We start from the raw sequence: 25,613 nt of genomic DNA on the forward strand, positions 1-25,613 counted from the left end.
GAAGAACTTCACCTGGCCTTCCTTGTGGGTGAACTCCAACCACCCGTCTGCTTCGAGCTCCCGGCGTGCCTTCGAGAAGTGTGGTGCGGGCACGCCGGCCATCTCAGCGAGCTCAGCCGCAGTCTTCTCGACGGAAGTCTCCAGGCCCCCCAGGATCGCGTACCTCATCAGCACGTTCTGCTTCAGGTGCGGCAGTTCGCTTATGCGCTGCGCGAGCGCTTCGAGCTCCGGGTACAGATGGCGAGGCATTGGTCTTGTCCTTCTTGGTAGCGGGTCGCCCCGGCACGGTCGGCAGGTGGTAGGCCGCAGCTTCCTGCGCCTGTTCCTCCCCTGAAAGGCTGGAGATGATGTGCGGACTCGCGCGGTACTTGATGGTCCGCCCGACCCGCTCTGCCACCAGCAGGCACTTGTGCTCTGCGAGCATCTTCGCGATCCGCCGAGTGGCCTGGGGTGTCAGGCCCAGGTGGTCCGCGGCTTCGTTCGCCGTGGCCCCGCCCTTCTCGAAGGCCCTGATGCCACAGAAGAGGAACACCCGAATCGCATCGCCGGTGAGGCCGGACTCCTTGTTCAGCATCTCCATGACCCGCGGGATGGAGAACTGTCCATGCCGGCCGCCCAGGTTGTATGAGATGCGACGAGGAGCCGGTGGATCCACCGGCTCCAGCAACTCGTACACCTCACCGGTGGCCCGGTTGAACACATCGCGGGCCCCGCGCACTTCTCTTGGCACTACCGACCCCTGACCTGTGCTGAATGAACGCCCCGATCTTACGGCAGACGACATGTCGGCAACGGTAATTGAGCGAACCCGGCGATTCCTTCCCTGACCACTGGCGACATGTCGCCTCGGGTCAGGGAAGGAACCTCAGCGTTCCTTCGGGTGCGCCGAAGGTCAGATCAGCCGGAGCCTCATGCCGTGCGACAGAACCGAAGGAACCCTCAGGTTCGTTCGATGTCGCAGAGCGACATGACTATCTGCGACATCTATCGGCATCCTAGGATGCCGATATGGAACCCTGGGATGCCGATATCGGCATCCCAGGGTTCGCTCATTGGGTGCATTTCCGCAGGTCAGAGACCTGCGGTGGCTGCGCCCTCTATACGTATCGAGGAGGAACCCCCAGCTTGGAGTCCAGCCGCCGACTTCCCCAGGACTTCCGCAGCGACATCAGCCGACCACCCACCAAGCTCAAGCCGTCGATCAAGCTCAGGTTCACCTTCCACATCGGACCTCCGGCCCGATACCGGGGGGCCAGCCCCCCGGACCCCCCGCCAGCGCCTAGGCCGCGCTGGACCGGCCTTGCCTCGGGGGCTAGCCCCCGGACCCCCAGCAAGGGCTGTGCCCCTGCACCCCCTGCCGGGGGCTCCTCGCCCCCGGACCCCCCGCCAGCGCCTTTCGGCTGCGCTGGACCAGCCACTGCCGCCTGGCCTGCGCGGCCTCCCTGACGGTCGCCCCCGCACCGCTCCGGGCCCTAGGGGGCCCTCCACTGGCCAGTTGCCCCTGGAACAGGGGCTGATCTTCGACCGTGTGAAGGCCTTACCCACTGTCTGTGAGCAGGGATACCGCCACTGCGGTTGCTCTCGTGGGCTGAGGCGGGCGGAGGTGGATCGAGCAAGCTGTAGCGAGGAGTGCATCTGGATGGAGCGAAGTACCGCTGGCCGACCGCGCGCCGGGTTCGCTCGAACCCCTCGGCGACCAGCACCGGTGGGAAGTGGGTGGCCCTACCCCCGGGGCCGAATGGAGACCACGCGCTCCACAAGCTGATTGCATTTTCTCCCGACGCAGTTCAGTCCTCCGGGCAGTGGATGCGCTGTCCGAGATCGGGAGGAGGCCGGATGGGGTTGCCACGCGTGTTCCACGGACACCCCGAGCGGAGTTGGGAGGCTCGCGATCCCGGGTCTCTTATCGCCACCAGCGATTGCTTTCGGTCATTCAGGCTTCGATATTTGGCCACTCTTCGATCTGAGTCCGAAGTGCAGATGAATCGACATTCCCGCTTGCCGGGAAGAGCGTGGGGCTGGGCGTTCCGGACCCTTGGCATCCCACCCCTCGGACTGAATTCCGATGAGCTCCCGCACGGGTGTCGAAACGCCCGTTTTGTACCCGCTCCATCGCCGTGAACTGCACTAACGGCTTTCTATATTGGCTGCCGCTGCGTAACGTATGGGACGAGCCCGGTCGCATGTCACGGTTGTGGATAACGTTGCGAGAAACAGGCAGCAATCGCCTGCACCGGTCGCGATGGCTTTCTGGTCTACGGGGAGGCAGCGGTACCCATGGCACGACTCAATGAGCTTGGCTGGAACGGCGGCTGGGCAGTCCCTGCATATCTAGCCCTCTGCGTGGCCCTCACCGCGGCCTGTACCTCGTCGAGTGACTCCGCCAGTGAGAAGGACAAGGCCCCGCAGCTGTCCGTTTCGGCCGCACCGAGCAAGTCGGCGCCGATCGATCCGTCTGAGGTCGCGAAAACGGACGCTCTCACTGCCTATAAGGCGTACTGGACAGAACTGCCCAAGGCCTTCGCGGTTCCGGCCATCGAAGGTACAGACCTGAAGCGATATGCCGCTGCCGAGGCACTCACCAAGGCCGAGGCGACAGTCACAAATCTGAAGAAGAACGGCCGGATCATGACCGGGGAGCCAGTCGTCTCCAATTCCACCGTGACCGCGGCAGAGCTGGAGAAGAAGACCCCGAACGTCTCCGTCTCCAGCTGCCTGGACGTGTCCAAGTGGCAGATCACCGACAAGCAGACCGGGAAACCGGCACCCATGGCAAGCAACCCCGTGACCAAGTACGTCATCACCAGCCTCCTGGAGCGCTGGGACGGTTCCTGGAAGGTCCTCAAGTACGACCTTCACGCGGACCAGCCGTGCTAGCCCGCCGGTTCGCCGCTATCGCGCTCTCCCTCGCGGCCTCGCTCGCCCTGCCGGCAACGGCTGCTGCGGCAGGCTCCACGTGCGAGACCGATTTTGTCTGTCCGGGTGTCGAAACGCCCGGCGACCGGGGCGGAGTTCGCCCGCCAAGTGACGGCGGCGGAGGTGGTCGGGGCGGCGGCGGAGGTGGTGGCGGAGGGGGTGACACAGGTGGTGGCGACAGCCGCTACACCTGCACCTACACCCTGGCCGACCCGCAACCGCCCGATGACAGCGAGGTGTGGGGCCCTGGCGGCAGGAAGCCCGGAGTCTTTATGTACTTCGAGGCGTGCCACGATATCGAGACCGGCCTCAGGGTGAGGACAGTCCTGACCACGGCGCCACCAGATGGCAGCGGCCCTGTGATTGACCCTGCAGTTGTCGCTCGCCAGGCGGTGGACAAGATGCTCCTGCGTGGCGCCGAGATCGGCATCACACCGAAGCCAGGCGGCAAGGGCGTGGTCGGCATGCCGGTCTACATGTGGACGGCGACGGGACCGGAGACGTACGGGCCGAACGTGGCTTCTGCGTCGATCGGGCCGGTGTCGGTGACAGCCACTGCCCGGGTGTCGAAGATCGTGTGGAACATGGGCGACGGACACACCGTCAGCTGCACAACGGCCGGCACGCCCTACAAGCCGGAGTACGGGAAGAAGCCGTCCCCGGACTGCGGCCACCGCTACAACAAGCCCTCCTCCACCACAGGCTCCGGCAAGTACCACGTCACCGCGACGTCTACCTGGTCCATTGACTGGCAGGTCACCGGCGGCGCCCAGGCCGGACAGCTCACCGAGGTCCGCACCAGCGCGGTGGACATCACCGTCGCTGAGGTCCAGGTCCTCAACTAGCACTGCTTGCACTTCCCCGAGAGGCAGTTCCCCCAATGGATTCCCCTGTCGCGCCCCCGGTGCCACGTCCCGCTGGCCCGCGCTCCGAGCTCCCCATCACCATCGCGGCCCCGGTGAAGAAGCAGCGCCGGTACGCCGCAGCCGCCCTGAGCACCGTGCTGGCCGTCGCGGCCGCCCTCGGCGCGGCTGCCGCAGTGTCCGCCGTCGGCGACCGTACGAAGGTCCTGGCCGTTGCGAACGACGTCCCGGCCGGTCAGCCGCTGACCGACGCGGACATCATCGTCGCGGAGGTCTCCTCCGACTCCGCCCTGACCCCGATGCCCGCCACCGGCCGCGCGACGGTTGTGGGCAAGCGCCCCGCCGTTGACCTGCGCAAGGGCAGCCTCCTGGTCGCCAGCCAGCTCCAGCCCGGGACCGGCCTCGGTGACGACAAGCAGCAGGTCGGCGTGCAGGTCAAGCGCGGCCAGGCCCCCGCGGGCTCCCTCGTGCCTGGAGACAAGGTCCTCGCGGTCACCGTTCCTGGCCAGGGCGAGCAGCCCACCGGCAAGGACGGCGCCGAGGCCCCGCCCACGTCGGTCAAAGCGGTCGTCGTCTCCGTCAGCCGGCCCGACGCGTCCGGCGCCGTCGTCGTCAACCTGGCGGTCTCGCCCTCGGACGGGCCGCTGCTGGCCACCCGCGCCTCGTCCGGCCGGGTCGCCCTGGTCCGCGACGTCCGGAGCCGATCGTGACCGTCACCGCGCTGGTGAGCGCGAAGTCGTGCGGTGTGACCACCAGCGCCCTCGCCATGAGCCTGTCCTCCACGCGGCCCTCACTGCTGGCCGAGTGCGATCCGGCTGGCGGCACCCTGCGCGCCGGCTTCTTCCAGACCCAGATCACGGCCGCGACCGGCCTCTACCACCTCGCCGTCGCCGAACGCGCCGGCGAGGACGCCCTCGCGCAGGCCTTCGCCAGCCACCTCGTCCGCCTCGACGCGGCTGGCCACCGCCAGGTCCTGCCCGGCCTGACCGACCCCGCCCAGGCCCCCGCCCTGGCACGCACCTGGCCCGCGCTGGCCCAGGTGATGCGGGTGCTGTCGGACGAGGGCGGCTACGACGTCGTCATCGACGCCGGCCGCCTGGCCCTGGAGTCCGGCCACCTCCACCCCACCCTCACCCCCGCACCGCTCCTCCAAGGCGCCGACCTGGTCCTGCTCGTCGTACGCGCCACCGACCAGTCCCTCACCCTGGCCCGGCACATGACCGAACCGCTGCGCAACGAGCTCACCGACCGCGGCACCGGCGCCGACGCACTGGGCGTCCTCCTCATCGAGGACGGCCCCCACCGCGCACACGAAGTCGCCACCGCGCTGGGCCTGCCGGTCATGGCCGCGCTGCCCTGGGAACCGGACACCGCCGCCTATCTGGCCGGCTCCGCCCGAGCCCCGCGGAAACTGAACAAGTCCGCGCTCTTGAGCTCCGCCCGCACCGCCCTCGGCCACCTGCAGGCGGCCGCCTCCCGCCGGGCGCTGCACCAGCAATACCCGCCCGCCCTCCCGGCACCGGCCGCCCCGCAGATCGCCGGGGTGCTCCAGCGCCTGGGCCACGGAGGGGCGGACCCCCGTGTCTGACACCCAGCAGCGCCCCAACGGCGCGACCGCGCACGGCCCCGCCGACATCGCCGGCCTGCTCACCGGCCGCATCAGCCCGACCCGGATCCCCCAGCCCGCGGCCGCACCCGTACCGGCGCCTGCTCTGCCGGCCCCCGCCGGCCCGGCGCCGGCCGCCAGCCCGGGAGCCGTCCCGAAGCTGGCAGGGCTGCCCGGCCAGCTGCCGGTGGGCTGGGAGGTGATCGAGGCGCTCCAGGCCGAGGTGTCCGCCGAGCTGTCAGCCCACGATCCCAGCCGCCTGCTCGAAGAGGATGACCGGCGGGCCCAGGCTCGCTCCATGGTGACGAAAGCCGTCGCGCTGTGGGCCACGAAGTACGCGCACGGCAGGCCCGCGCTGTCGGCGGCCGAAGAACACGCCGTCGGAGCGGCCGTGTTCGACGCGATGTTCCGCGGCGGCCGCCTCCAGGGCCTCCTCGACGAGCAGGGCGTTGAGGACGTCATGGTCGACGGGCTCCGCGCGCACATCGAGTACTACGACCGGCCCCGCCGCACCATCGAGCGGGTCGCCGACTCGCACGCGGAACTGATCACCTGGGTCAACCGGATGGCGGGCCTGTCAGGGCACGGCGAGCGCGCCCTGACCCCGGCCACCCCGAACGTGGGCTTCCGCATGCCCGACGGGTCCCGCGTCACCGCGAGCCTGCTCACCACCCGCCCGTCGGTGGTCATCCGAAAGCACCGCATCCGCCAGCACGGGATCGACGAGCTCGTCCAGTGGGGCTCGATCAACCCGCTGCTGCGGGCATTCCTGCAAGCGTGTGTCCAGGCGAAACTCAACATCCTGGTCGTCGGCGACATGGGCGCGGGCAAGACCAGCCTGCTGCGCGCCCTGGGCCGGGAAATCCCGCCCGGGGAGCGCATCGCCACCCTGGAGTCCGACCGAGAGCTCTACCTCGACGAGCCCGGGCCGGCGGACAAGCCGGGCCCGCTCACGTTCGCTTTCGAGGCCCGCCAGTCCAACGGCGAGGTACGCGGCGGCGGAGGCGCGGGCGAGGTCACCATCGGCGACATGTTCCCCACGGCCCTGCGCTACAACGTCCACCGCGTGATCGTCGGCGAGGTCCGCTCCACCGAGGTCCTGCCCATGCTCCAGGCCATGTCCGCGGGCGGCTCCGGCTCGATGTGCACCCTGCACGTCCGCCGCCCCCACGCGATCATCTCCCGCCTCGTGCAGCTGTGCACCGAAGCCGGCATGCAGACCGAGGCCGCGAACCACCTGATCGCCTCCGCGATCGACGTGGTCGTCTACCTCACCTACTTGGACGAGACCGCGATCGGGGGCCGCAAACACCGCTTCGTCTCCCACATCTACGAGGTCCACGACGTCGTCGGCGAGGGCGGCCGCCCCACCACCAGCGAACTCTTCGCACCCCACGGCGACGAACCCCGCGCGGTGTACCGCAACATGCCCAGCTTCATAGACCTCCTCGAACGCACCGGCACCTTTGACCGCCGGTGGCTGACCCACAACCCCGAGGGCGCCTGGGGCCCGGCCCTGCAGGTGGTGAAGCCCCGATGACCAACCTGATGCACTGCACGCCCCGCAATCCGCGAAAGGGCCTACGTCGCCGCCATCACGGGGACGGCCATGCTCCTCGCTGGCCTGCTCCGTTGGTGGCTTCACAGCCACTGCCCGCACCGACGACCCGGGAGGCCCGGTGAACTCCTCGCAGCTCGCCCTCGTCGCCGCGCTGTGCGCCCTGGCCATGGTCCTCGCCGGTCTCGTAGCCGTACGCGAGTGGCGCGGACGCGTCATGGACCCGGCGAAGCCCGCCTCCCGCCGTGCCAGCCGGATCCGCGCTGCGAAGGCCAGCCTGCCCGAGGCTTGGCAGCACCGCTGGCGCGCCCTGGTTACCACCGCCGCTATCACCGTCCTCGCGGTATGGGCCTGGACCGGGTGGCCCGTCCACGGCTTCCTCGCGGGCGCCGCCGTCCTCGGCTTCCCCTTCCTCCTCAACCCCGGCACCGCCGCCGAGCAGCGCATCGAGCGCCTGGAGGCGATCGGGCAGTGGCTCAACGGCCTGGCCGGCATCCACACCGCGGGCATCAGCCTCGTCCAGACCATCCGCGCCAGCGCCCGCAACGCCCCCGCACCCATCGCCGCCAACGTCCGGGCCCTCGATGAACGGCTGCGCTCCGGCATGGACGCCAAACAGGCGTTCGCCCTGTTCGCCGACGAACTCGCCGACGGCGTCGTGGACCACGTCGCGCTCCTGTTCCAGTCCCACGCGGCGAACATGGGCCCCGGCCTCAGCTCGGCCCTGGAGGCCCTCGCGGTGACGATCCACCAGCAGGCCGCTGACGCCCGCGACATCGAGTCCGACCGCGCCAAGATCCGCAAGTCCAGCCGCATCGTCTCGATCGTGATCTGCATCGTCTTCGTCGGCTGCATGCTCAACGAAGCCTGGTCCGCCTGGTACCAGAGCGGCATGGGGCAGATCGCCCTCGCCATCCTCGGCGGGCTCTTCGCCTGGACACTGTCCTGGCTGCGACGCGCAGCTGCCACCAAGCCGGACCCCCGTCTCCTCAACCCCCTGAACCCGGCCGAGCCGGCCCCCGCGACGGGAGCTGCCCGATGATCCCCATGGAAGCGGTCCTGCCCGCCGCAGCCGCCGGCGCCTTCACCGGCCTGGCCATCCGCGCCCTGTGGCCCGCGCGGCCCGACCTCGCCTCCGTCCTCGACCGGCTCGACGCCGACCACATCGCCCGCCAGCCCAGGGCCACCGCCACCAGCACCGGGTCCCTGCCCGAGAAGGTCGGCACACGCATCCTCAGCGCCTTCGGCGAGCGGATCACCCTGCCCGTCCGGGACCTCAACCTCCTGCGGATCAGCCCCGCCGAACACCTCGGCAAGAGGTTCCTGTTCGCCCTGTACGGGCTGGTCCTGCCGCAGCTGGCCGGGGCGCTCCTGTCGATGCTGGGGGTGAGCCTGCCGTTCGTGATGCCCGCCGCCGCAGGCCTCGGCCTGGGCGCACTGTTCTGGCTGTGGCCCGGCCAAGAGGTCAAGAAGGAGGCGGCGTCCGCCCGCCTCGTCGTACGGCATGCCGCCGCCTCCTACCTCGACCGCGTCGCCCTGGCCCGCATCGCCAACTCCGGCGCCGCCCAAGCCCTGACCGATACCGCGGACGTGGGCGACGGCTGGATTTTCGAACGGATGCGGCAGGCGTTCTATGAGGCCGACCTCGCCGGCGTCACCGTTTGGGACGCCCTCAAGCAGCTAGGCGAGGAGCTCGACATCCCCGAGCTGACGCGTCCCGCCGACACCCTCGCCCTCGCGGGCGACGGCGCCGCCGTCTACACCACCCTCCAGGCCCAGGCCCGCCAGCTGCGCGTCGCGATCCTCGCCGATGCCAAAGCCCAGGCCAACGAGGCTTCGACCTCCATGGTGCTGCCGGTGACCTTTGCCGTGCTCCTCATGCTGGTCTTCGTCATCCTGCCGCCCGTCGTGACCATGTTCAACGGCTGAACCCCAAGGGAGAACACCATGCACATCCGCGCCCTGACCACCGTCCTCGCCGCCCGCTGGGAGCGCCTGAAGATGGGCGGCGACGCCGGCCAGACCTCGGCCGAGCTCGCCGTCATCGCCGGAGTCGTCATCGCCATCGCGATCGCGGTAGTCGCCGCGATCAAGACGTTCACCGACGCCAAGCTCCCGCTCATCAGCGGCTGAAACACCCCACCGGGAGGAAGGAAGAGGCGTGAAAGACCAGGTCAGCAACCGGTGGCAGTGCCTATGCGCACGCCTGCGGAACCAAGGCGATCGAGGCTCGGGCAGCGTAGAGCTGGCCGTCCTCGCCGTCGTGGTGCTGTTTCTGGTCTTCGCCGCGATCCAGACCGGCCTGTACTTCCACGCCCGCTCCGTTGCACGCTCCGCTGCCACCCAGGGAGTCGAAGCCGGGCGCCAGCTTGGCGCCGGCCCCGGCGATGGCGTAGCCCAGGCCCAGGAACTTCTGACGAAGTACGGCAGCGTCCGCGGGGCGAGCGTCTCCACTGAGGGCAGCGGCCCGGAGCAGATCCGCATCACCGTCCGCGGCACCGTAGCCACCCTCGTCCCCGGCTTCGAACTGGACGTCGTACAGAGCGCCGAGGCTCCCGTCGAGCGCTGGGTGGCGGCCCAGTGAGGCAGGCCCGGCGCTACAACTGGCGCGAGGACCGGGGAAGCTACTCCGTCGAGACCGTCATCCTCGCCCCGGCCATCATCGCCCTCATGCTGCTGATGATCGGCTTTGGCCGGATCACCGACGCCTCCGGCGCCGTCGACGGCGCCGCCCGCGCGGCCGCCCGCGCCGCCTCCCTCGAACGCGAAGCAGGCGCCGCACAGGCCGCCGGAGCGGCGGCCGCGACCCGCAGCCTCACCGGCGAGGGCATCCACTGCGCCTCCTCCAGCGTCTCGGTCGACACCTCCGGGTACAGCCTCGACATCGGCCAGGAGGCCACCGTCCGCGTCACCGTCACCTGCACCGCTCCACTCGGCGAGATCGGGCTGCCCGGGCTCCCCGGATCCCGCACCCTACGGTCGTCGTGGACCAGCCCGATCGACTCCTACCGGGGCCGCCAGTGATCACCGCCCTCGCCCGCCGACTCGCCCGCCTGCGAGACCGGATCCGCCACGGCGGAGACCAGGGGTCGCTCTCACCGTTCTACGCGCTCAGCGCCATCGGCATCATCATGATCATGGGACTGCTGGTCGACGGCGGCGGAGCCCTCAACGCGACGAACAAGGCAACCGGACTCGCGCAGGAGGCCGCCCGCGCGGCCGGCCAGCAGCTCAACGTCCCCGCCGCCGTCCAGGGCACCGAGATCACGGTGGACCCGGACGCCGCGGTCGCTGCCGCCCAGGACTACCTCGCCACCCAGAACGTCAGCGGCACCGTGACCATCACCGACGGCGGCCAGCGCCTCGAAGTAACCGTCCACGACACCTACACCACGTTGTTCGCGCAGTTCGTCGGCAGGTCGACGATCAGCGTGTCCGGCAAGGCACACGCCCGACTGCACACCCAAGCCGGAGGCTGACCGCCCCATGAGCACCCCCCTACGCCTGCTCCGCGCCCTGCTCGGCCTTGCCGTCCTGGCCGCACTCATCGCCGGCATCCCCCTCGTCCTGCTGGCCGTCGGCCACCAGCCCACCGACCTCGCCGGCGGATGGGACCTGCTGACCCAGCAGGACGACGGCCGCCTGTTCTTCACGGTGCTCACGACCATCGGCTGGATCGGCTGGACCGCCTTCACCTTCTCCGCCCTCGTCGAGATCGTCGCGATGCTCCGCGGCCGCAAGGCGAAGCGGATCAAGGGCCTCGGCGGGATGCAAGGCTTCGCCAGCCTCCTCATCGGCGGCCTCGTGCTGCTCGCCCCCACCGCCGCCTCGGCCGCGACCACCGGTCCGGCCGTCGCGGCGACCGCCGTACAGACCACAGGCACCAACAGCATGGCGGCTGCCCCCGCAGCCGCGGCCGCGACGGAGCAGGACACCTGGCCCACCCACACCGTCACCGGAGACTCCGAGCTCCCCTGGGACCTGGCGGAGCAGTACCTCGGCAACGGCCCACGCTGGAAGGACATCGCCGCCCTCAACCCCAGCGTCTCCCAGCTCGCCGCTGGCGACCAGTTCCTCCCCAAGGGCGCCGTTATCCGGCTCCCCGCCGACGCCAACATCGCCAAGCCAGCCACGCCGGCCACCCCTCCCACTCAGGACTCCCCCGAGACGATCCCGCCCGCGCAGCAGCCCACAAAGGCCAGCCCCACGGACGCGAAGCCCGCCCCACCCCAGGCCGAGCACGTCACCGTACGGCCCGGCGAAAGCCTGTGGACCATCGCCGACGACCACGGCGACCCCGAGAACTGGCCCGCGATCTTCGAAGCCAACAAGGGCAACCCGCTTCCCGGTGGCGGGACTTTCGACAACCCCGACCTGATCGTGCCCGGCCAGGAACTCACCCTCCCCACGGCAACCGCACCGACTCCTGCTCCCGACACCCGTCCCGCCCCGGACACCAAGACGCCCCCGAAGCCGGACACGGCGAAGGACACCCCCTCGCCGACGGCCCCCGCACCCGCCCCCTCGAAGCCCGCCAACCCCTCCACTCCCGCGCCCGCCGCGTCCACGCCGAGCACCGCCGTGCCAGCGCCCGCGCAAAACGGACAGAAGGCAGACACCGCACAGCAGGCGCAGGACGCCGACGAAACCCTGGCACCCGCCGCCGTCTGGATGGGAGCCGGCGCCCTCGCTGCCGCCCTTATTGGCACGCTCGCCACCCGCCGCATCCTCCAGCAGCGCCGCCGCCAGCCCGGCCGCCGCATCCCCATGCCCACCGGCAGCGCCGCCACGACCGAACAGGGCCTGCGCGCTGCTCAGCACCCCGCAGGCTTCGACCTTCTCGACGCCGCCCTGCGCACGCTGGCCCTCAACCTCGCCACAGCTGACCGCGAGCTGCCGGTGCTCACCGCCGTCGTCCTGCACGAGCAGAAGGTCGAACTCCACCTCGACACCGACGTCCCGCCGATGAAGCCCTTCTCGGGCGCCGCCGGCCGCACGGACCTGTGGACGTGCCCTGCCTCCAGCCCCGACCTCGCCGACCGCGACGCCCTCCAGGGCGCCGACGCCCCCTACCCGGCCCTGGTCTCTCTGGGCTGGGACAGCGCCGGCCGCCTGGTCCTCGTCGACCTGGAACACGTCGGCGTGCTCCACCTCGACGGCGACGCCGACCACGCCCGCCACGTCCTCCAAGCCATCGCCGTCGAGCTTGCCAGCACCCCCCTGCCCGGCCACCTGGAGATCACCGCGCTCGCCGACACCGCCGCAGGCCTCGACGAGGCAGCCCCCGAACGCGTCGCCCGCACCGACACCCTCGCCGACGCGGTCACCGAACTGACCAGCCACACCGCCGACCAACGGCGCGCACTGGCCGCCCTCGGCACACCCACCCTCCGCACAGCTCGCCTCCAGGACGACGCCGGCGGCTCCTGGACACCCCACATCCTCCTCGCCGCCGAGCTCCCCGAAGGAGACCAGACCGAGGCTCTGCTCGACCTGATCACGGCCCAGCCGCGGGTCGCTGGCGCGGTCGTCACGGCCAGCGAGAACGCCGACCTGGCCCCGGAGGAGGGCTGGACCCTGCTCTGCGCGGGACCGGACGAGACCATCGTCCTGCCCGGCTCCGGCCTGCCAATCAAGCTCCAGGGCCTGACCGACCCGCACTTCGCCGACGCGATCGAGCTGCTCACCCTCTCCGCGGCCGACACCGACGTCCCCGCGCGAGACGAGTGGCTGGACGGCCTCCTCCCCGAGACCGACGAGCAGGCGGACGCGGCAGAGCGCCAGACTGAGCAAGACCAGAAGGACGCGGACGAGGAAGACCCGTCGGACGACGCTGAGGAGACCAGCGACGACGAAGCACCGCAGCCAGCAGCCGGTGCCGACGAGGACGGCATGCCGGACGAGTACGCCGACATCGAGCGGGAGGAGCTGGAGACCGAGCACCAGGCCGAGGCAGAGGCCGACACCGATGACGAGGGGCCCGTACAGTCCGCAGCCCACACGGCCGGGGCTCCCGACGGCCAGGCCGAGCCCGGCAGCAGCGGCCAGACCCTCGCTGACGACCCGCCCGCCGTTCCCGTTCCGGCCCCGCCAGCTGCTGCGCCTGAACCGGCACCTGAAGCCGCCCCAGTGCTGACCAAGCAGGAAGGCGCACCGGTCGAGGCCCCGAAGGCCGAGAACTCGGCCCCTGCCCCTGCCCCTGCCCCTGCCCCTGCCCCTGCCCCTGCCCCTGCCCCTGCTCCGGCTCCTGCCCCGGCCCGGGTCCCGGTGCTGGTGCCCGCCCCGACCCGCAGCGTTGACGACGCCGACGGCAGCGAGGCCACGAACGGCAGCGCGCCGGCGGTTCTCCTTCTCGGGCGAGTGCTCGTCGAGGGGGCAGCAGGCCGGATCGACTCCAACCGTCTGAACGCGGCTGTCGAGCTCGTCTCCTACCTCGCGCTCAACCCCGGCGCCGACCACCACGCCATCGACGACGCCCTCTGGCCGGGCCGCCTAGTCAACAAGGAGATGCGCAACAGCGTCATCAGCCGCACCCGATCCTGGCTCGGCAAGAACGCCGACGGCGACGCCTACTTCCCGCGGGTCCAGCACACCGGTGACAGCCGCTACCGCCTCGCCCAGACCGTCACCTGCGACTGGAAGACATTCCAGAACTTCGCCCGCACTGGCCTCGCCCACCATGACGAAGACGGAGAACTCGCCCTGCGCCGAGCCCTCGCGCTCGTCCGCGGCCGGCCTTTCGCCGCGATCGACCCCCAGCGCTACGCCTGGGCCGAGCCGGCCGTCCAAGAGATGGTCTCGGCCATCGCTGACGTCGCCTACGAGCTGTCCACCCGCCGCCGGGAGGCCACCGACTACGCCGGCGCGCTCTGGGCCGCACACCAGGGACTCCTCGCCGCCGAGGAGAACGAGATGTTGCACCGGCAGGTCTTCCTGGCCCACCACGCGGCCGGAGACGTGGACGCCCTCCGTGCAGCCGCCGCGCGGTTGGCGAAGATCAACGAGGGCCTCGGCGGGGGAGTGGACATGGAGGCCGAGACCGCCCAGCTGCTGAGCACGCTGCTGCCGAAGCCAGTCATCCGCCGCTGACGGCCAGCCGACTGGGTATCGCCATACAAGCAAGGCCCGGATTCCCCCCGCTGCGGGCTGGGGGAATCCGGGCCTTGGCCGTGTGTGGCTTGGTCAGGCCGTGGGGGTGTGTCCGTGGGAGGCGTGCGGGAGGAAGGCGGTGAAGGCAGCCTGCGTGAAGGCGATAGCCGGGCCCATCGGCCGCTTCGAGTCGCGGACGGCGATGAAGCCGCGGGTGGCCCTGACGTCGGCGATCTCGACGCACTGCTCGCCAGCGTCGCTGAACGACGACTTGTGCCATTCCGCCTCGGGCAGGTCGGTGGCGTACAGCCTCGTGGTGCCGGTCATGATGGGGCCTCCCAAAGGTTGCCGTCTTCGGTCCGTCAGGTGCTGGCGTTGCCGTGGTTGTCGATCAGAGGGACGAGATCGCGGACACGTTCGTGGAGGTCCGCGACCCCCGTAGCCGGTACGTGGGCGAGCACCTTGTCGAGACGGGCGAGGCGCGCGCGCGACGTCGAGCGTAGCCGGGCGGTAGGGACGCGGTCGAGGACGTCCAGGGCGCGCTGAGCGGCGTCCGTCGGCTGGGTGGGCGCCTCGGCCTGCGACAGTACAAGCGTGGCCGCAGCCCATCCGGGGGTGGCCAGGGCGGTGGCCCCGATGGATGTTTCGGCGGCGGTACGGGCCCGGTCGTGGCGGCCGAGGGCGATGGCGGACTCGGCCTGGTGGAGGGTGTACTCGGCGGCATCGAACCCGAACCGGCCCGGGGCGAACCCGACTGGGTCGGCTTCGAGCTCGCGGGCGGCCGCGGCGAGCGCGGTGTCTGCTTCCTGCTCCCGGCCGAGGCCCGCGAGGGAGGTCAGCTGCGCCCAGGCGTGTGCCTGGGCTTTCGGCAGGCCAGCGGGGGCGTGGGCGACGGCCCGCTCGGCGTAGGCGAGGGCGGTCTCGTAGCGGTTCTCGGCGCGGGCGACCATGCTCTGCGCGCCCAGGGCCCAGGCGATCAGCCGGGCGTCGTCGGTGCGGGTGCCGTAGGCGGTGGCGGTGGCCAGGTGTGCGCGGGCGCCGGTGTGGTCGTCGAGGTGGAAGGCCAAGTTGCCCATCAGGGCGGAGAGCCAGCCGACGTTGCGGTGCAGTCCGCCCGCGATCTGCTCGTGGACCTGGCCGGTGACCAGGCAGTCGGTGAGCAGGCCGCGGGCGGCCCGTACTTCCTCGAACAGGAGGTACGCGGGGTGCTTGGGGTAGGTCAGGGCGTAGTGCTCGACGGCCGCGTCGGCGAGCTCGGCCACCTCGGCGCTGCCGTGGGGGTCGGCGAGGAGGGCGAGCTGGAGGGATTCGCGGACGGCCGGAAGGCCGGCGGCTGTGGTCATGTGCACCACCATTTCCCGTGCGCCAGCGCTGCACGTGTCGGTCTCGGGCCGACCGTACCGGATCACGGTGGACAACTCGCGTCCCATGACGAGTTGTTCGGGGAAGCCGAGTCCGAGTCCGAGCTGGGCGGGGGTGGCGCCGTAGGCACGGCAGAGCATGACGGTGTACTCGCGGTCGGGGCGCTCGCCCGGATCGTGCTCCCAGCGGCACAGCATCGGGTCGGACAGGCTTCGCGGTAACAGCCCGTCGGCGACATACAAGGCCTTGACCTGGGTGATGGTCTCGGCACGAGACCAGCCCAGCGCGAGCCGCCAGGCCTCCAGCTGCTGCACCTCGGGCAGGGCACGGCGAATCTCGGCGGCGGTCTGTTCGGTGTCGAGGCGTTCGATCTGGCAGCGCATCCGGATGCCGACTGCCTCCTTCTTGATGGCGGCGCGGCGTGAGCGGGTGATGGCGGCGGCCATGGGCACCCCCGGCGGGAGCGGGATATCGGGACAGCAACCGTAGCCGACCCCTGTGACAGGGCGACACCACTTGGTCACTGCCTGTCCGGCGCATTGCGGGTGCCCCGCAATGTCCCTTCAACCCGGTGGCAATGACGGCGGGTCAGGTACGGGCGGAATCTGGTGAGGCGAGCCCGACCGGGCAGCGAATCCCGAGGACGAAGGGGGGTGACCCCGTCATGTCCTACGACCACTGAGCACCCGCGTGTCCCCCGTGACGGGGGCCCGGGCCCGGCCTTGGTCCCGGGTCCGGGCCCCTGTGCCATCCCGCCCCGAGATCACCTGGAGACGCTCGTGCTGCCGGTGCTGACCTACGAACCCCTCGACCCTGCCACCGTGAACAACCCCTATCCGGTGCTGGCCGCGCTGCGCGAGCAGGCCCCGGTGTCCTGGCACGACGGCATGTCCTCGTGGCTGGTCACCCGGTACGCCGACTGCACGGCCGTCCTGCGCGACCACACGGTCTTCGCCCGCGACCGGCGCCGCACCGGCTCTACGGTGCCCGAGGCGAGCCTGAGCGTGCAGTCCCTGGACCCGCCTGACCAGGCCCGCGTGCGTTCCCTTTTCATGAATGCCCTGCGCGCCCAGGACCTGCCCGGCCTGGAGGCCCGAGCCCGCTCCCTCGCCGCCAGCCTTCTGCGCGAGGCGGCCGAGCGGCCGTCGTTCGATGTGATGGCCGAGTTCGCCGCCCCGCTGTCCCTGTCCGTGGTCTGCGACCTGCTCGGGGTGCACGAGCCGCCGTTCGCCGAGTTCGCCGCCGCCTCCGACGCGATCATGCGCAGCATGGACGGCGGCCTTGACCCCGCCCTGGTAGAGCCCGGCCGCCGGGCCCGCGAGGAACTGACCGCCCTGGTCGGCTCCTGGTTCGCCGAGACCGGCCGCCGCGGCGGGCTCCTCGCACACGTCCGCGCCCACATCCCGCCCGCAGCCGACGAGACCAGGGAGCTGTTCGTACGCAACACCGCGCGGGTGATGTTCCAGGGCGGCTACAGCACCATGACCGCTGCCCTCGGCAACGCCCTCCACACCCTCACCGCACACCCGGACGCTCAGGAGCGGCTGCGCCGTGACCCGCGGGTCGTGCCGTCGACGGCCGAGGAACTGGTCCGCTTCGACGGGCCCGTCCAGGGCACCAGCCGCACTGCCACCCACGCCACCACGATCGCCGGCATCCCCATCCTGGCCGGCGACCCGGTCGTGGTGCTCTTCGCCGCCGCCAACCGCGACCCCGCCCGCTTCCCCAACCCCGACCGGCTGCTCCTGGACCGCCGCGACAACCGGCACCTCGGATACGGCTGGGGCACCCACTCCTGCATCGGCACCCGCGCCGCCCAGGCCTGCCTGCGGGCCGCCCTCGACGCCCTGCGCGCCCACCCCGCACCGCTCCGGCCTGCCGGCACCGCCCGGCGGCAGCCGTCGGCCACGATGCGCACCTTCGCCGCTGTCCCCGCCTCGCTCCGCCCCTGACAACGCCTCCTCCGCCGCCCGTCCTTCTGCTCGGAGATCCCCTTGCGCATCCTGATCGGCAACCACATCGACCCCGCGATCCGCACCCGTACGGACATGCGGGCCTGGACGCAGCGCCTGGCCTGGTTCGCCCGCCCCGGCGACGTCCTGATCCTGTGCACCGAACCCGACCCCGCCTTCCTCGACTACACCCTCACGCTCACCGGCACCGGACCCGACGAGGTCACCGTGTTGACCACCCCGCCCGGCCGCTACGGCGGGATGCTCCTGGACCCCGAATCGCTCACCGACCCCGCGTTCCTCGACCAGGTCCGCGCCGCGCTGCGCCCTGCCGGCGGCCCGCAGGCGGTCGGCGAGATCTTCGCCCTGTGGCCCTCGGCCTCCGTCGCACGGTTCGCCACCGCCCTGAGGCTCGCCGACCGGATGCCCGGGCTGGCGTACTTCGCGCAGGGCGGCGCCGAGATCGGCAACAACAAGGCCAACTTCCGGGCCATCGCCGCGGCGGCCGGCGTCCCCACCGTTCCCGGGGAGGTCTGCCGGTCCCGAGAGGAAGCCGTCGCCGCCACGCACCGGCTCCTGGACCAGGCGGAGGCGGTGGTCGTCCAGCAGGCCCACAACGGCGCCGGCGTCGGCAACCAAATCCTCCTGGGCCCCGGCAGCAGCCTGGCCACCGACCACGTCGGCGCCCGACACCTGCACCGCCTCGCCCCCAGTCCGGCGGGCGTCAGCGCCTACTGGGAAAAGCGCTGGGCCTGGGCATCCGCCGACGGCCGCCACCCCGTCGTGGTCGCCACGTTCGCCCCCGGCGCCGAAGCGGTGTACTCCGAGCACTTCGCCGACGACTCGGGCACCTGCCCCACCGAGCAGGGCCGCCTGCACTATGTCGGCCGCCGCCTCTCCCACCAGACGGTCCCGCTCCAGGGCCTCAATCCGCTGGTGCACGCCCGCCTGGTCGACAAAGGCGCCCGCCTCGCCGAGGCCTACCGCGCGCTCGGCTACCGCGGCCATCTGTCCGCAGACGCCATCACCACCCCCGACGGCCGGCTGTACTTCACCGAGGTCAACGCCCAGGTCTCCGGGTCCCTGCACATCTACCAGGTCATCGCCCACCGGATCGTCGACACCAAGGCCCACCCGGCCCGGGCGGTCGTGGAGTACCACGTCCCCCCGACCTGGCACGTCCCCGACGCCGCCGCCTTCCACCAGGCCCTCGCCGACCTCGACCTGGCCTGGAACCCGGCGACCCGGACCGGGGTGATCGTCTCCATGCCTATCGCTCCCGGCCCGGACGGCGCGCAGTTCGTCTTCTGCCTCGCCCACGACCCCGTCACCGGCCACGAGGAGCCCTTCGCCCGGCTCGATGCCCGCTTCGCCACCCGCCCCGCCGACGCCTTCGACCCCGCCGACCACGTCGGCACCCCCGCCACCGCCTTCTCCTCCTGAACGGAGCCCAGTCACATGACCACCACACCCCTGCCGCCTGCCGCCGCACTGCTGAACCAGTCCCTGGACGCCGACCGCCTGGCCGCCGACCTTGCCCAGGTCACCGGTCACACCTGGGACCTCCAGCAGGGCCGCGCCCCGGGCGGCCTGCTCGGCACCGTCACCGACATCGACTGGCGGGTCCTGCCGCTGATCGCACCGAACGGCGATGCGGACCGCACCGACCCCGGCGGCCCGGGCCCGGACACCTACGCCCCCACCGGCTGGCTGGACCGCATGCCCTACCTCGCCCAAGTCCTCGCCTCCATCCCGGCCCCGCTGAACGCCGCCCGGCTCATGGCGCTCGGCCCGGGCGCGGTCGGCGAGCGGCACTGCGACCCGAAGTACAGCCTGGCCCGCGGCTGCGCCCGCCTCCACATCCCCCTGACCACGAACCCTGACGCGGTCCTCTACCTCGACGGCACCGAGCACACCTGGCAGCCCGGAGATTTCTGGTACGGCGACTTCTCCCGCGAGCACGCCGTCCGCAACCTCGGCACCACCACCCGCGTCCACGCCGTCATCGACACGCTGTTCACCATCGAGCTCGCCGCCATGTTCCCGCCCGCCTGGCAGGAGCAGCTGGCCGACGCCGACGCGCTCATCAACTACCCCACCCCGCTGGACCGGACCGTCCCCGCAGGCCTGCCCCGCACCCTGCACCTGCCGGCCGGGTTCACCGACTTCAGCCGCGACCAGCCCCTCGACGGCGACCCGGCGCCCGCGGAGCTCGGCCACGCTGCCGGCCACCTCACGCTCACCACCGCCGAGCGGACCTTCGCGCTGCTGCCCGCGGGCCCGGGAGAGTGGCGGTTCAGCGCCTGGAGCGAAGCCCGCACCCTCGCCCCCACCCCGGACGGCGGCGCCGTCCTGCACGCCCGCCACGGCCGCGCCCACACCCACCGCACGCTCACCGCCGCCACGGCCTGACCCGCGAGACGAAGGAACATCCCATGCACCTGAACAGCCACGACGACTTCACCCGCCTGCGCGAGATCATCGTCGGATCCGCCGCCAACTACACCGGCCACGACCGCGACATCAGCTTCGAGCTGTTCCACCACGAGAACCTCACCGGCTTCCGCTCCGACTGGGCCTACCCCCGCCTGATCACCCCCACCGAGGCCGGCATGCGGCCGGAGCAGTGGGCGATCAACCGCCGCTACGCTGAGGAACTCGCCGAGGACGTCGAAGACCTCGCCCAGGTCCTGGCCGACCTCGGCATCACCGTCCACCGGCCGATCCCCCTGCCCGCCGACCCGGCCCCGATCGCCGGCCTGGGCTGGACCGCACCCCCGGTACCCGCCCTGAACATCCGCGACAACACCCTCATCCTCGGCGACGAGATCATCGAGACCCCGCCCGCCATCCGCGCCCGCTACCTGGAAACCCGCCTCCTCGCGAACGTGTTCACCAGCTACTGGCAGGCCAGCGCCCGCTGGACCACCATGCCGCGCCCCACCCTGACCGACGCCAGCTTCGACCTCTCCTACGCCCGCGACGCCACCACCACCCTCGGCGGCCCCACCGAGCCGATCGACGACCCCCAGCCCAGCCCCTACGACGTCGGCTACGAGATGATGCTCGACGGCGCCCAGGTCCTGCGCCTCGGCCGCGACCTGGTGGTCAACATCGCCCAGTCCAACCACGCCCGCGGCGCCGAATGGCTGGAGCGCCACCTGGGGGATCGCTACCGCATCCACCGCGTCTACCGCCTGGCCGACAACCACATCGACTCCATGCTCCTCGCCCTGCGCCCGGGGGTGTTCCTCGCCCGCCACGACGGCATCCGCGACATGCTCCCCGAACCGCTGCAGAGCTGGAAGTTCATCGTCCCGCCCCAGCCGGACACCGGCGCCTTCCCCGCGTACGGCGACGCCGACCTCGTCCTGACCAGCCCCTACATCGACCTCAACGTCCTCTCCGTCGATCCGGACACCGTCCTGGTCAACGCCGACTGCACCGGCCTGATCAAGACCCTCGAAGCCGAGCACTTCACGGTCGTCCCCGTACGACACCGCCACCGCAGGCTCTTCGGCGGAGGCTTCCACTGCTTCACCCTCGACACACGCCGAGACGGCACGTGCGAGGACTACCTCACGTGAACCGTCCCGTCCTGCTCCTGGAGGCGGCCGGCCCCGAGTCCGGGCACCTGGCCCGGACCGCGGCCGCCTCCGGCCACCCCGTCCACACCGTCACCACCCCCCAGGCCCTGACCGGCTACAGCCCCGCCCTGCGCGGCCTGCTGGCCGGCACCCTCACCACCGACCTGGCCAACCCGCAGCAGGCCCTCGCCGACACCGTCGCCTACGCCCGCCGCATCAACGCCGCCGCCGTCCTGACCACAAACGAGTACCTCACCCCGCTGGCCGCCCACACCTGCGCCCTCCTGGACCTGCCCGGCAACGACCCCGTCCGCGCACACGCCGCCCGCGACAAGGCCGCCATGGCCGCCGCCTTCACCACCGCAGGCGTCACCGCGCCCCGCACCCACACCATCGCCACCCCGGCCATGCTCCGCACCCGTTTCCTGCGGCCCGGCATGCGGCTCCCCGTCATCGTCAAACCGGCCGACGCCGCCGGCTCCCAGGGCGTCACCGTCCTCGCCCGCCTCCAGGACGCCGACACCGCCTGGCAGACGGCCCACACCGCGCCGGGCATGTACGCGGGGACGGCAGGCCGTACGGTGCTGCTCCAGCAGTACATCCCGGGGCGCGAGTACAGCGTGGAGTCGTTCACCCAGCACGGGCGGACCACCCACCTGGCCATCACCACCAAGACCACCACCCGCGGTCCCCACCGGGTCGAACTCGCCCACACCCTGCCGACCCAGCTCCCGCCCGCAGTGGAACAGGCCATCCATCGGGAGGTGGGCAAGGCGGTCCGCGCCGTCGGCATCCGCAACGGCGCCTCCCACACCGAGGTCATCGTCACCCCCACCGGCCGCCCGTACGTCATCGAGACCGCGGCCCGCATCGGCGCCGGCCACATCGGCGAACTCCTCCACCACGCCCTCGGCATCAACCCCTGGACGGCCCTCCTCGACATCGCGCTCGGCCGCCCAGCCCGGCTCACCCCCGCCCGCCGCCACCACGCCACCGCCCAGTTCCTCACCAGTCCGGCCGCCGGGCGGCTCACCTCTGTCACCGGCCTGCCCAGACCAGGCCCGGACACCCCCCTCGTCCGGCTCCGCGCCCGCCTCGGCGACACGGTCGGACCCGCCCACACCAACGCCGGACGGCTCGGCAGCTTCATCGTCGTCAGCCCCGATGCTCGCACCACCCAGGCCCGCGTCGCCCAACTGCTCCACGGCATCGACGTCCACGTCGAACCGAAGCCCGCCTGACCGCACAGGGAAGGGGGCGCCACCCAGACCTGGGTGGCGCCCCCTTCGGTGTGTCCGTGGTCAGATCAGGGCGGCGAGTTCCTCGGCGACCGCCCCGTATGAGTCCTCGACTCCAGCCTCGTTGCCGAGCCGGTGCCGCTCCAGACGCAGCGCGCCGAGGTGGCGCACCTCGTACACGTGCCGCCGCCATGCGCTGGCCTCGGTCTCCTCCGGGCGGCCGTAGGAGTCGAAGAACGCCAGGCGGGCGTCCTGCTTGGCCCGGGCCATCCGCATCGTCCAGTCCGCCTCCGGATCCCCCCACCAGGTGCGGTCCATGTCCAGGACACCGCAGATCGTCGGGACCGGGGCGGCCGCGAGCATCGTGTTCACCGTCCACAGGTCCCCGGTCAGCAGCCGAGGCACCGCGACCTCGTCGAGGATCTGCGCGCCGGCCTGGGCGGCATCGGCGGCCTTGCGGAGGTCGGCCGCGTCCAGACCGCAGGTCTCCACGTCCTCGGCGATCAGGCGCAGGGACGTGACGACGGCCTCGCTCCAACGCGCGTGCCCGGGACCGGTGACCGGACCGAACCACGGTCCGGCGACGGCGTGCACGGCCGCCGTGATCTCCCCCATCTGCCGGAAGAACGCCCCATGTGTCTGCTTCGGGTAGGACCCGAGGAGTTCCGGTGCCGGGGTGCCGGGCAGGAAGGACTGGATCATCCAGTCCCGGCCGATGACGGCCTGGGTGAAGTCGGCCGCCAGGACCCGCGGCATCAGGTCGGCGATCGGCGCGAGCCACGGTACCGACGCGTACTCCGCGCGCATCAGCTCCTGCTCGGAGTGGAACTGCCTGTCCGGTTCGGGTGCCACCCGCAGGACGACCGGCTCCTCGCGGCCGGCCAGGTCGATGCGGTAGGTGGTGTTGTACATGCCGCCGCCCAGCTCTGTTGCGGAACGGACCTCGGTGCCGGGCCCGAAGGCGCGTCGGGCGACCGCCAGGATCTGGTGTTCGGTGAGGCCCTGCTGAAAGGCGTTGGCGGACCGCTCGATGACGTGGAGTTCCACGGGACTTCCTTCCGGGCTGTGAGGACTTCGGGGAACTGGGCTGGAGTCCGCTGGTCAGATCCTGCGGTTGCGAGGCCGGCCGTTGCGTTCCAGCACGACACCGAGCTGCGAGGGCTGCATCGCGGCGGCGATGCCGATGGCCCGGCGGTTGGCGTTGGGGCTGGTGGCGTCAGCCGCCGCGATGTGGCGCTCGCGGGACAGCGTCAGGTGGGCGATGAGTCGACTGAGCAGGCTAGTGGAGGCGATGAGCTCGTCGAAGTCCTCGGCCTTGGGGTCGATGACGGCACGGCTGTTCGTGAGGCCGTCGTACAGGGCGACGGCGACGTCCTCGGGAAGCTCGACGGTCTGAGACCCGTCGAAGACGTCGGGCAGGTCGAAGGTGATCCGCATGGTCAGGAATCCTCCACAGGAGTTGGTGTATGAAAAGCTACACCTGTAGGAATTCATACACGAGAGGGTCGGGGGAGTCGGCAATGCCACGACCAACGCCCGGTCCCTGCCCGGTTGGCGGTCCGGCGTTCCAGTCACAGGGCGCCGCGCTCCAGGTACGCCGATACGCGCTCCGCCGCGTAGGTGCCGTCCGGCAGCACCGCGTCGGTCAACTCGAACTGCTCCGTCTTACCTGCGGGTCCGATCCAGGTGACCCGGATGCCGGCGGGGCGGCTGCTGGGCAAGTGGACGGGCTGGCCGTCTGTGGCCCGGGCTCCGAGCAGGGTGTAGGTGCGAACCGGCCGCACGGCCTCGCCAGCCGTGATGGCGGGGGCCATGCCGGGGCCGGCCTGGTTCCGGCGCCGGCGGAGCCAGCCCCAGGCTGCGGCCCCCGCCAGCAGCGTGAGGCCGCCCAAGGTCTCCGCGGTCCAGCCGGTGAGCACGTCGGTGAGCATGGTGGTGTCCTTGTCTCTGTCTGATGACGGGCGGAGCATGAAGAGCCGCGCATTGACGTCGCGTCCTGGGCGGCACAGTGCGGGTTCGGGGGGTTAGCCACGCAACCCCCTTCAGGTCCCCGCCATTTGAGCGGACCGGCTCCGAGGTGACCCGGCGGAGGTAGGGGGGCTCTAAAAGGGGCGCCACCGCTACGTCATGGGGTAGCTCTTTGGTGGCCGTTCCGCGGGGAGTCACCGGATGAGGTGAACGCCCGGTCGTTGCCCTGAAGGGCGTCGGTACCTTCCCTGGCATGTCCACTGGCACCCCGAGCGCGGCCGATCAGCTGCTGATCGACCACGCGCACCTGCACGGGTTCACCGTGACCGCGAAGATGTTGGAGGTCTGGAGGAGCCGCAGCCTGCTGCTCGGCAATGTCCCCGGCGGAGGCCTGGGCCGCGGGAAGGGCAGCACCTCCACCCCGGCGCCCGAGAGCTTCGACCTCGTCCTCGGCCTCGCCCGTCACGCCGGCCGCGGTAGGCGCCCGAACGACGTGGCACTGCTCCTGTTCGACGAAGAGCTCCCCGTACCCGAGCAGACGGTACGGGCCGCCTTCACCGCCGCGGTGGACACCCTCGCCGTCCCCGGCGACGACGAACCGGACACCGACCCGGACCAACGGCTCGACGACCTCGCCGACCACATCGCCGACGCCCGCCTGACCGTGACCCTGGTCCCCGCCCGGGCCCGGCGGATCGACGAAGGCATCGCCCGCCTCGCCCGCGCCGACGGACACACCTGGCCCCCGGCCGAGCTCACTGCCTTCGACGAGAACCCCGGCACGCCGACCGCCACACCCAAGGACGCCGCACTGGCCGCGGCCGCCGCGGCCATCAACGGGACGATGTCCCTGGAAGACATCGGTGACCTGCTCCGCGCGATGAACCCCACCGCCACGGCCAACCCGATCGCGTCCCTCGTCGAGACCACCCGCAAAGACGTCCCCGAGTTCGCCGACGCGGTCCTCACCGACGACAACCAGCTGGCCCTCGGCCCCGTGCGCGATGCCCGCGACCATCTGCGCGACCTGGCCGCCACCGCTCCGCTTCAGGACCTGGCGCGGGCCTGGAAGACAGCCGCCGGCGTACGGCAGTGGGCCCTGGACCTGTGCGGCCGGGTCGAGGAGGAACTCGCCGCCGGGCAGCTGGGCAACGCGTCCCTGGAGTGGATGAACGGCCGCTACGCGATGGCTGGCCTGGCCGTGCTCAGCACCCTGAAGGAGCGCGACTGGCCACCCGCCCAGCACGCCCTCGACGCCTTGGTGCTGCTCTACCAGCTCGGGGAGTTCCACCGGCTCGACCGGCTCATTCCCGGCTGCCAGTGGCACCTCCTCGCCACCGACGGGCTGATGCCGCCACCCGTCCGCGAGCAGCTCCAGGACCTCATCAGCCGGAACGCGCCCCATGCCGGGTCGGAGGTCGATGTCAGACCGGCCTCGTAGCGTCGAAGGCGAGGCCCCGGACCGGACGGGGCC

General features: G+C 71.4%; 24 protein-coding genes. 18 read left to right on the plus strand and 6 right to left on the minus strand.

What is annotated here, in order from left to right; all coding sequences use genetic code 11:
- Positions 1-112: 112 nt before the first annotated feature.
- Positions 113-784 carry a winged helix-turn-helix domain-containing protein gene (locus ACGFQ9_RS34910; RefSeq protein WP_393579567.1) on the minus strand — a complete coding sequence of 224 codons (672 nt, stop codon included), beginning with the start codon at positions 782-784 and terminating at the stop codon, positions 113-115.
- Between the two features lie 1,493 nt (positions 785-2,277).
- Between ACGFQ9_RS34910 and ACGFQ9_RS34915 the strand changes: the two genes are divergently transcribed.
- The 12 genes from ACGFQ9_RS34915 (at position 2,278) to ACGFQ9_RS34970 (ending at position 14,032) form a co-directional block, all read left to right on the plus strand.
- The gene (locus ACGFQ9_RS34915) at positions 2,278-2,877 is read left to right on the plus strand and encodes a hypothetical protein (protein WP_393579568.1); all 600 of its coding nucleotides are present in this window, start codon (positions 2,278-2,280) and stop codon (positions 2,875-2,877) included.
- A 440-nt stretch (positions 2,878-3,317) separates the two neighbouring features.
- Entirely contained in the window at positions 3,318-3,761 is a 444-nt protein-coding gene (locus ACGFQ9_RS34920; protein WP_393579624.1) for an ATP/GTP-binding protein, read from the plus strand.
- Between the two features lie 59 nt (positions 3,762-3,820).
- Positions 3,821-4,489 carry an SAF domain-containing protein gene (locus ACGFQ9_RS34925; RefSeq protein ID WP_393579570.1) on the plus strand — a complete coding sequence of 223 codons (669 nt, stop codon included), beginning with the start codon at positions 3,821-3,823 and terminating at the stop codon, positions 4,487-4,489.
- A complete protein-coding gene (locus ACGFQ9_RS34930) occupies positions 4,486-5,367 on the plus strand; it encodes a hypothetical protein (RefSeq protein ID WP_393579572.1) in 882 nt (293 codons plus the stop codon). The genes ACGFQ9_RS34925 and ACGFQ9_RS34930 overlap by 4 nt, the downstream gene beginning before the upstream one ends.
- Positions 5,360-6,925 (plus strand): CpaF family protein, encoded by a 1,566-nt coding sequence (locus ACGFQ9_RS34935; protein ID WP_393579573.1) that lies wholly within the window; start codon positions 5,360-5,362, stop codon positions 6,923-6,925. Before ACGFQ9_RS34930 ends, ACGFQ9_RS34935 begins: the two co-directional genes overlap by 8 nt.
- Before the next feature lie 139 nt (positions 6,926-7,064).
- Positions 7,065-7,985, plus strand: coding sequence for a type II secretion system F family protein (locus ACGFQ9_RS34940; RefSeq protein WP_393579575.1), 921 nt, complete (start codon positions 7,065-7,067; stop codon positions 7,983-7,985).
- Positions 7,982-8,872 (plus strand): type II secretion system F family protein, encoded by an 891-nt coding sequence (locus tag ACGFQ9_RS34945; RefSeq protein ID WP_393579576.1) that lies wholly within the window; start codon positions 7,982-7,984, stop codon positions 8,870-8,872. The genes ACGFQ9_RS34940 and ACGFQ9_RS34945 overlap by 4 nt, the downstream gene beginning before the upstream one ends.
- A gap of 18 nt (positions 8,873-8,890) precedes the next feature.
- Entirely contained in the window at positions 8,891-9,076 is a 186-nt protein-coding gene (locus tag ACGFQ9_RS34950; protein ID WP_393579578.1) for a hypothetical protein, read from the plus strand.
- Positions 9,077-9,104: 28 nt separating this feature from the next.
- Entirely contained in the window at positions 9,105-9,527 is a 423-nt protein-coding gene (locus tag ACGFQ9_RS34955; protein ID WP_393579579.1) for a TadE/TadG family type IV pilus assembly protein, read from the plus strand.
- Positions 9,524-9,967, plus strand: coding sequence for a TadE family protein (locus ACGFQ9_RS34960; RefSeq protein ID WP_393579580.1), 444 nt, complete (start codon positions 9,524-9,526; stop codon positions 9,965-9,967). Before ACGFQ9_RS34955 ends, ACGFQ9_RS34960 begins: the two co-directional genes overlap by 4 nt.
- A complete protein-coding gene (locus ACGFQ9_RS34965) occupies positions 9,964-10,422 on the plus strand; it encodes a pilus assembly protein TadG-related protein (RefSeq protein WP_393579582.1) in 459 nt (152 codons plus the stop codon). The genes ACGFQ9_RS34960 and ACGFQ9_RS34965 overlap by 4 nt, the downstream gene beginning before the upstream one ends.
- Positions 10,423-10,429: 7 nt before the next feature.
- Positions 10,430-14,032, plus strand: coding sequence for a LysM peptidoglycan-binding domain-containing protein (locus ACGFQ9_RS34970; RefSeq protein ID WP_393579584.1), 3,603 nt, complete (start codon positions 10,430-10,432; stop codon positions 14,030-14,032).
- A 93-nt stretch (positions 14,033-14,125) separates the two neighbouring features.
- On the opposite strand, the gene ACGFQ9_RS34975 is transcribed toward ACGFQ9_RS34970, so the two are convergent.
- Both ACGFQ9_RS34975 and ACGFQ9_RS34980 read right to left on the minus strand, forming a co-directional pair.
- Positions 14,126-14,359 (minus strand): DUF397 domain-containing protein, encoded by a 234-nt coding sequence (locus tag ACGFQ9_RS34975; RefSeq protein ID WP_393579585.1) that lies wholly within the window; start codon positions 14,357-14,359, stop codon positions 14,126-14,128.
- A 35-nt stretch (positions 14,360-14,394) separates the two neighbouring features.
- Complete coding sequence (locus tag ACGFQ9_RS34980; protein ID WP_393579587.1) at positions 14,395-15,840, minus strand: Twin-arginine translocation pathway signal; 1,446 nt, start codon at positions 15,838-15,840, stop codon at positions 14,395-14,397.
- A 333-nt stretch (positions 15,841-16,173) separates the two neighbouring features.
- Between ACGFQ9_RS34980 and ACGFQ9_RS34985 the strand changes: the two genes are divergently transcribed.
- From ACGFQ9_RS34985 to ACGFQ9_RS35005, 5 genes are read left to right on the plus strand one after another with little or no spacing between them, the layout of a single operon-like run.
- Positions 16,174-17,346, plus strand: coding sequence for a cytochrome P450 (locus ACGFQ9_RS34985; RefSeq protein ID WP_393579589.1), 1,173 nt, complete (start codon positions 16,174-16,176; stop codon positions 17,344-17,346).
- A gap of 42 nt (positions 17,347-17,388) precedes the next feature.
- Positions 17,389-18,789: a hypothetical protein gene (locus ACGFQ9_RS34990; protein WP_393579590.1), complete on the plus strand. Its 1,401-nt coding sequence runs from the start codon at positions 17,389-17,391 to the stop codon at positions 18,787-18,789.
- 15 nt (positions 18,790-18,804) lie between these two features.
- Positions 18,805-19,758, plus strand: coding sequence for an aspartyl/asparaginyl beta-hydroxylase domain-containing protein (locus ACGFQ9_RS34995; RefSeq protein WP_393579592.1), 954 nt, complete (start codon positions 18,805-18,807; stop codon positions 19,756-19,758).
- A 23-nt stretch (positions 19,759-19,781) separates the two neighbouring features.
- Positions 19,782-20,933, plus strand: coding sequence for a glycine amidinotransferase (locus ACGFQ9_RS35000; RefSeq protein ID WP_393579593.1), 1,152 nt, complete (start codon positions 19,782-19,784; stop codon positions 20,931-20,933).
- Positions 20,930-22,174, plus strand: a complete 1,245-nt coding sequence (locus tag ACGFQ9_RS35005) for an ATP-grasp domain-containing protein (protein ID WP_393579594.1) — start codon at positions 20,930-20,932, stop codon at positions 22,172-22,174. The genes ACGFQ9_RS35000 and ACGFQ9_RS35005 overlap by 4 nt, the downstream gene beginning before the upstream one ends.
- A 60-nt stretch (positions 22,175-22,234) precedes the next feature.
- Here ACGFQ9_RS35005 and ACGFQ9_RS35010 read toward each other — a convergent pair whose 3' ends face one another.
- The 3 genes from ACGFQ9_RS35010 to ACGFQ9_RS35020 form a co-directional block, all read right to left on the minus strand.
- Positions 22,235-23,218: a phosphotransferase family protein gene (locus ACGFQ9_RS35010; protein ID WP_393579595.1), complete on the minus strand. Its 984-nt coding sequence runs from the start codon at positions 23,216-23,218 to the stop codon at positions 22,235-22,237.
- A 54-nt stretch (positions 23,219-23,272) separates the two neighbouring features.
- The gene (locus ACGFQ9_RS35015; protein ID WP_393579597.1) at positions 23,273-23,608 is read right to left on the minus strand and encodes a hypothetical protein; all 336 of its coding nucleotides are present in this window, start codon (positions 23,606-23,608) and stop codon (positions 23,273-23,275) included.
- 134 nt (positions 23,609-23,742) lie between these two features.
- Complete coding sequence (locus ACGFQ9_RS35020; protein ID WP_393579598.1) at positions 23,743-24,102, minus strand: hypothetical protein; 360 nt, start codon at positions 24,100-24,102, stop codon at positions 23,743-23,745.
- A gap of 290 nt (positions 24,103-24,392) precedes the next feature.
- Between ACGFQ9_RS35020 and ACGFQ9_RS35025 the strand changes: the two genes are divergently transcribed.
- On the plus strand, positions 24,393-25,580 hold the full coding sequence (locus ACGFQ9_RS35025) for a hypothetical protein (protein ID WP_393579599.1): 1,188 nt from the start codon (positions 24,393-24,395) through the stop codon (positions 25,578-25,580).
- The last annotated feature ends 33 nt before the right edge of the window (positions 25,581-25,613 follow it).

Origin of the sequence: Streptomyces sp. NPDC048603 (assembly GCF_043199475.1) — a bacterium.
GTDB lineage: Bacteria > Actinomycetota > Actinomycetes > Streptomycetales > Streptomycetaceae > Streptomyces.